General features: G+C 69.1%; 7 protein-coding genes. 4 read left to right on the top strand and 3 right to left on the bottom strand.

What is annotated here, in order from left to right:
- Positions 1-132 precede the first annotated feature (132 nt).
- Positions 133-992 (top strand): IS5 family transposase gene (locus tag AB0M92_RS39025; protein ID WP_366107149.1). Its coding sequence is split into 2 segments (ribosomal slippage): positions 133-475 and positions 475-992, totalling 861 coding nucleotides; the frame shifts between segments, so codons are not numbered across the junction.
- Positions 993-1,010: 18 nt separating this feature from the next.
- Here the strand turns inward: AB0M92_RS39025 and AB0M92_RS39020 are convergent.
- Positions 1,011-1,472, bottom strand: coding sequence for a hypothetical protein (locus tag AB0M92_RS39020; RefSeq protein WP_366107148.1), 462 nt, complete (start codon positions 1,470-1,472; stop codon positions 1,011-1,013).
- Between the two features lie 532 nt (positions 1,473-2,004).
- Here AB0M92_RS39020 and AB0M92_RS39015 point away from each other — a divergent pair.
- Complete coding sequence (locus tag AB0M92_RS39015; RefSeq protein WP_366107147.1) at positions 2,005-2,340, top strand: DUF6233 domain-containing protein; 336 nt, start codon at positions 2,005-2,007, stop codon at positions 2,338-2,340.
- 31 nt (positions 2,341-2,371) lie between these two features.
- On the opposite strand, the gene AB0M92_RS39010 is transcribed toward AB0M92_RS39015, so the two are convergent.
- The gene (locus AB0M92_RS39010; RefSeq protein ID WP_366107146.1) at positions 2,372-3,097 is read right to left on the bottom strand and encodes a hypothetical protein; all 726 of its coding nucleotides are present in this window, start codon (positions 3,095-3,097) and stop codon (positions 2,372-2,374) included.
- Between the two features lie 309 nt (positions 3,098-3,406).
- Positions 3,407-3,886 carry a hypothetical protein gene (locus tag AB0M92_RS39005; RefSeq protein ID WP_366107145.1) on the bottom strand — a complete coding sequence of 160 codons (480 nt, stop codon included), beginning with the start codon at positions 3,884-3,886 and terminating at the stop codon, positions 3,407-3,409.
- Positions 3,887-4,025: 139 nt separating this feature from the next.
- Between AB0M92_RS39005 and AB0M92_RS39000 the strand changes: the two genes are divergently transcribed.
- Positions 4,026-4,913: a hypothetical protein gene (locus tag AB0M92_RS39000; protein WP_366107144.1), complete on the top strand. Its 888-nt coding sequence runs from the start codon at positions 4,026-4,028 to the stop codon at positions 4,911-4,913.
- On the top strand, positions 4,910-6,240 hold a 1,331-nt coding region (locus AB0M92_RS38995; RefSeq protein WP_366107143.1), incomplete at its 3' end, for a DEAD/DEAH box helicase family protein. The genes AB0M92_RS39000 and AB0M92_RS38995, both read left to right, overlap by 4 nt.

The raw sequence follows: 6,240 nt of genomic DNA, 5'->3' as shown, positions 1-6,240 counted from the left end.
CAACACCTCATCGCCACCTGGACCGGGACCTGCCCCACCTGCCGACAACCGGCCCCATGGCAGACCTACGACACCACCTAACAAAGCACTACTAGAGCGTGTCTCTTTGATCGGTTGGTCAGTTGATCTGATGTGTCCGTCCGATTAGTGATCACTGATGCGATGTGGGACCGGATCGAGCCGCTGATGCCGCCCGATCCGGTCCGCGGTCGGCGGTGGGCCGATCACCGCCGGACCTTGGAGGCCATCGCGTGGAAGTACCGCACATGCTCACCCTGGCGCGACCTGCCCGACGAGCTCGGCTCGTTCCAGACCGCCCATAAACGCCTGATCAGGTGGGCCGTGGACGGCACCTGGGAACGCATCCTTGCCGCGGTCCTGGCAGCGGCCGAGGCTGCTGACGACATCGGCTGGACCGTCTCGGTGGACTCCACCGTCTGCCGAGCCCACCAGCACGCCGCCGGAGCCAGGAAAAAGGGGCTCCAGGCCGGGCCGAGCCCGATGACCACGCTCTCGGACGCTCCCGCGGAGGCCTGAGCACGAAAGTCCACCTCGCCAGCGACAGCCGTGCACGCCCCCTCGCCCTTTGCGTCACAGCAGGCCAGGCTGGCGACGCCCCAGCCTTCGAGACCGTCATGGCTGTCATCCGTGTTCCGCGAAGCGGGCCGGGAAGACCGAGGACCCGACCCGATGCCGTCCTGGCGGACCGCGCGTACTCATCCCGCGCGATCCGCAATCACCTCCGCCGACGTGGAATCCGCGCTGTCATCCCTCAGCCGTCCGACCAGATCGGCCACCGCCTGAGGCGAGGCCGCGCCGGCGGTCGCCCACCGGCTTTCGACGCCGAGACGTATCGGCAACGCAACGCGGTAGAGCGATGCATCGGCCGGCTGAAGCAGTGGCGCGGCCTGGCCATGCGAACGGACAAGCTCGCCATCTCCTACCAGGCCGCACTCCACCTCGCCGCCATCCTCATGTGGGCACGGCGGTGACGACGAAGCGACGGCGATTCAGTCGTAGAAGAAGAGCTCAAGGTCCTCGACGGATCCCGGCCCGGTGAGGAAGCCTTCGGCCTTCGCGATCTCCTCTTCTGGTGGCACCTCTCCCTTCAGGAGCTGCCGCATCCAGATTTCTCCTTGCTCGCCGACCGCGTAGATGCCAGACAGCAGCGCCGTCATGCCAGCAGGGTTGGGCGGGATGTGTCCGGCGACGGGTTGGAGCACCCACCCGCCTGATCGTGCCGCGAGCCGCAGCACCCCGGCCCAGTTCGCGACCCTCCCGATGCGTACGTGCCACGAGTCCTCGCTGAACGGGGCCATCCGTCCGCCATGGAGAGGGTTTGTGGCGGCGCCGATGTCCTGGATGACTTGCCGCTCCACGGCGTCGCGGACCCAGCGCCCCTCCTGGGCTTCCTCAATGGCGGCCTCCCACCACTTCCACCCGCCGTCGAGTCGGTCCGCGAATGTATCCATGTGGACAGGCTTCCATACGCGATGCCGCAAGTATCAAAGGGTGCCGACCTGCGGATGATCCATCAAGGAGACGGGCTCTAAAGGTTGTTTCACAAGGTGATCGAGGCCCTTGGTGAGGGACGCGAGCGACCCCGCAATGAGCAACTTTGTCCCCTTCCAGGCCATCGAGCCGTAGGGTCGGATCGCGGCAAACCGGGCGCCGTTCGGGCCTGGCCACCCTTGTGGAACAACCTTTAGAACGCTCAGTGGCCAACTACGACGCTCAGTCACAAGACCTACGGCCGGTGACCTGCGTAGACTCGCGCAGAAAATCGAACATGAGATCTAATAGGAGTGTCGCCCTCCGCACCGCCAGGAGCCCACGATGACCACCCCCGAAACCCCCGCCAGACCCCAGCCCGTCACCTGGGCGCCGAGCCAGACCGGCCCTTGCGCCCGCTGCCACGCTCCGACATGCCGCTACGGAGTCGGGGCCTCGCCGCTCTGCGCGGCATGCAAGGCCGCACGGCAGGCCCAGTACGGAAGCTGAGCCGTGACCGAGCCTCCCGCGCCATCGCGCCTCCAGCTCTTGCGATTCCTGGAAAGAGTGCAGACCCAGGACCTCCAGCGGACCCGCGACTGGATCGCCGCCGAAGAGCAGCACGCGGCGGCGATGGCCGTACGAAGACCCGCGCCGCCGCCCCCGGACTGGCTGATCGAGCGCGGCATCGGCGTAGGCCGGCTTCCCGTCCGCGTCCACGCCGGAGACTGCTGGGACGCACGCAAGCGCTGCACCGCCATAACCGTGGACGAAGCGCGGCGGGCGCTGGCCGAAGGGGTCCCCGCCTGCCCGCACTGCCGGCCTGATGCCGCCCTCGGCATGGAGTAGCCGGACCGGTGACCCGTGGCCTGTTCCGGGGTTATCGGGTGGTGCGCTGCTGGTTGGTGCGGTGGGCGAAGGCGTGGTCGGCGCGGCGGCGGTCGTAGACGGCCTCGGGCCGGATCCCAGCCGCCAGAGCGGCTTGGCGCAGGGCGACGCCGGGGCGCAGGGCGCGGAAGAAGGCGTCCCACTCGTCGGTGCCGGGGGTCGTGTCCGGGGTGCGGGGTTGCGCGTGGTGGGCGGTGTCCATGGCGGCGGCGAAGGCGGGGTCGCGTTTGCGGCGCTGGTAGATGACCGCGGTGGTGATCCCGACTTCGGCCGCGGCCGCGGTAACCGACAGGCCGGCTTCCAGGTGGTCGAGGAAGGCGCGGCGTCGCTCGGGGGTGAAGCGGGGTGCCCGTGCCGGGGCCGGCTGGCCGGAGGCGAGGTTCCCGGCCGCGTCGCAGGCCTGCGCGAACGCCGGGTCCTCGCGGCGCCAGCCACTGGCTTTGCCCGTGCCGTCGAGGAGGATCTGCGCGGCGAGGCTCGGTGTGCATCCCAGAGCGAGGAGCCGCAGGTACTCGGCGCGCTTGATGATCCCGGTGGCGCCGGGGTCATCCGGATCGGTGCCCGCCAGGAGCAGGGCGAGCGCGGTGTCGGTGCGCGCCGCGGTGAACACCTGCCGCACCCCCACGCCAGCAGCCTCCGCGGCTGTGGCCACATCCTGCCCGTTCCGCAACCCGTCGAAGAGCGTGGACCGCTTCCGGGCGGACAGGGCATCAGACATGACCGCACGCTACGGGCCACCCCCACCGGCGCACCCGGCGACAGGCCGAGACCTCAAGGCGGAGCCGCCCGCTTGCCTCCGGAACAGCATGGCCGCGGCCCGATTCTGCGGAAGGGCCGTCAACCTCGCTATTGCGCGGTGACGGCCTCGCCGGACCCGCCCGGGGCGCCGGACTCACCAGCAACGTCACTGCCAGCCTGCGGGCGCCGCCATTTGCGTCAGATGCAGGGCCGTGGGGTGAGCGCTGGGAGTGGTCCTGGGCAGGCGGATCCTCCGCACGTGCACCCAGTCGGCGGGAGTGCCGCTGGGTCAGCTGGCCGCCTGCAGGCCTGTGGGCCCGAAAACGTCGTCGAAGTGGTGGGCGTGGGCTGTGCTGACGAAGTGGTAGGCACCGCTGCGGTGGCGGCGGGCGTGATCGGTGTAGTGGAGGACCTCGGCGGGCGTGAGGACCTTCAGGTCGCCGAGCACGTAGTAGAGCGGGGTGGGTGCGTGGACGCCGGTGAAGAGCAGACCAGCGCGGACCGCGTCGTTGCTGACGGCGTAGCGGTCGGAGGTGGTGCTGGGCATGCGGTCTTTGGCGTCGATGGTGACGATCTCGCTGTCGCGAGCGGCGATCAGGTCTGGGAACCAGCGCAGTGCGGAGGTGGTGCGGGCGAGGGCCTGCTGGATTGCTGACGCGTAGGTGCCTTGGCCGCAGCGCTGGACGGTCCATCCTCGTGCCCGCAGCGCGGCTTCGACTCGTCGCTCGTGCGCGTCTCCGATCGCCTTGCGTTCCTGCCAGTGCGTCACCACGGCTGCTCCTCCAAGATGTTCTGCGTGAGTGATACGAACTGCATCCTGTTCGTGCTATGCCTGTGTGGATATGATGCCCGGCATGGCGGCATACGTAGACCCACGCTTTCGTCCCACTCTTTGGCCTGGCACTCCCGTGCCCACACCGGAGCTGGAACCGGACGCCAGCGTGCGGGTAGAGGGCGACTGGCTCGTCGGGGACCTACGCGACCCCCTCGCGCCCAGGCCCAAGACGGTTGCGCTGCCCGAGGACTTCTATCTGCGCGAGCTCATGGACCTCGATCCCAGCGACCTCGAAACCATCGCAGCCTGGAACCGGAGCTACGGCAGATTCTGCGGATGGGGAACCGGCCTGGACACCGACAACTGGGGGCTCGAAAGGGAGGATGAAGTCCTTGAGCTCGCCGACCGAGAACACCCCGAACGCAGAGCGGGGGCGACGCACAAGGACCTACTAAGGGTCTACGTCAACGAAGCCCAAGAAGCCATCACCACCTGGATCGCCTGCCGCCGCGAAGGGGGACTGGACGCGCTGGTCGAGACGGAGGTCAACGAGGAAGAACTCACCCGTCTCCGCGCCGACAACGCACACCGCGACGACGGTTGGCCCCAGAACCTCGACCAACTGCGCGAATTCGTCCTATGGTCCAAACTCGCCCAGCTCAAAGGCGCGATGCAAGCAGCTCTCCAGGTGTTCAGCGTCGGCATCGGCAGCCTCACCGACCGCCACCCCACCATCTACTCCGTCGCCTTCCTCCAGCTCTACAACCACCTCGCCGAAGACGCCGTCATCCGCACCTGCGCGAGTGAAACCTGCGGACGCGACTTCGTCCGCCAACGCGGCCGCGCCGAATACGGACAGAACCGCACCAGCGGCATCAAATACTGCACCCGCGAATGCGCCCGCGCCCAAGCCCAACGCGAACACCGCCGACGCCGCAAAGCCGCAGCAACTGACCCGAGGCTCGGCGAAACCACACAGTCCGTCCCGGCCGCCCGCTCGGAGAAGGCTGCAGGTTCATGATCCGCCTGCGCGAGCACCAGGTCGACCAGAAGTCGGCGTTCCGTAAGTGGGTGGGATTTCCTGCAAGGTCATCTGTGCCCCCGCAGGGCGCCCGGGGCACCATCGTGTCCGCGACCGGATCGGGCAAGACGATCACGGCCGCCGCGAGCGCGCTGGAGTCCTTCCCCAGCGGCCGGATCCTCGTCACCGTCCCCACCCTGGACCTGCTCGCCCAGACCGCCCAGGCGTGGCGGCTAGTGGGCCACCGGGCCCCGATGATCGCCGTCTGCTCGCTGGAGAACGACCCCGTCCTGAACGAGCTCGGGGTGCGCACCACCACCAACCCCATCCAGCTCGCCCTGTGGGCCGGGCACGGGCCAGTCGTCGTGTTGGCGACGTACGCCTCCCTGGTGGACCGCGAGGACATCGACGCACCCAAGGGCCTGCGGAAGATCCGCGGGCCCCTGGAGGCCGCCCTGGGGGGCGGGCAGCGGCTCTACGGGCAGCAGATGACGGGCTTCGACCTCGCCATCGTCGACGAAGCCCACGGAACCGCCGGCGACCTCGGACGCCCGTGGGCAGCGATCCACGACAACACCCGGATCCCGGCGGACTTCCGGCTCTACCTCACCGCCACCCCGCGCATCCTCGCCGCGCCCCGCCCGCAGAAGGCCGGCGGCCAGGAAGCGGAGATCGCGAGCATGACCGACGACCCTGACGGCACCTACGGGGCGTGGATCGCGGAGCTGGGGCTGAACGAGAGCATCGAGCGGGGGATCCTCGCCGGCTTCGAAATCGACGTCCTGGAAATCCGCGACCCCTCCCCCGCCCTCGGAGAGTCCGAGGAAGCGCAGCGGGGCCGGCGCCTGGCCCTGCTGCAGGCCGCCCTCCTGGAGCACTCGGCGGCGTACAACCTGCGTACGGTCATGACCTTCCACCAGAAAGTGGAGGAGGCGGCCGCGTTCGCGGAGAAGCTGCCGGAGACCGCCGCCGAGCTGTACGTCACCGATGCCACGGACGCCGATCTGGCGGCCGCGGAGAAGCTGCCGAAGTCCTCGATCGACGCGGAGTTCTACGAGCTGGAGGCGGGCCGGCACGTACCGCCGGACCGGGTGTGGTCGGCGTGGCTGTGCGGCGACCACCTCGTCACGGAGCGGCGCGAGGTCCTGCGCCAGTTCGCAGGCGGCATCGACGCGGACAACCGACGCGTACACCGGGCCTTCCTCGCATCCGTGCGCGTGCTCGGGGAGGGTGTCGACATCACCGGCGAGCGCGGGGTGGAGGCGATCTGCTTCGCGGACACCCGTGGCTCCCAGGTCGAGATCGTCCAGAACATCGGCCGGGCTCT

The sequence above is a fragment of the Streptomyces sp. NPDC051582 genome, assembly GCF_040681715.1.
GTDB lineage: Bacteria > Actinomycetota > Actinomycetes > Streptomycetales > Streptomycetaceae > Streptomyces.
This window is presented reverse-complemented; position numbering and strand designations above follow the sequence as displayed.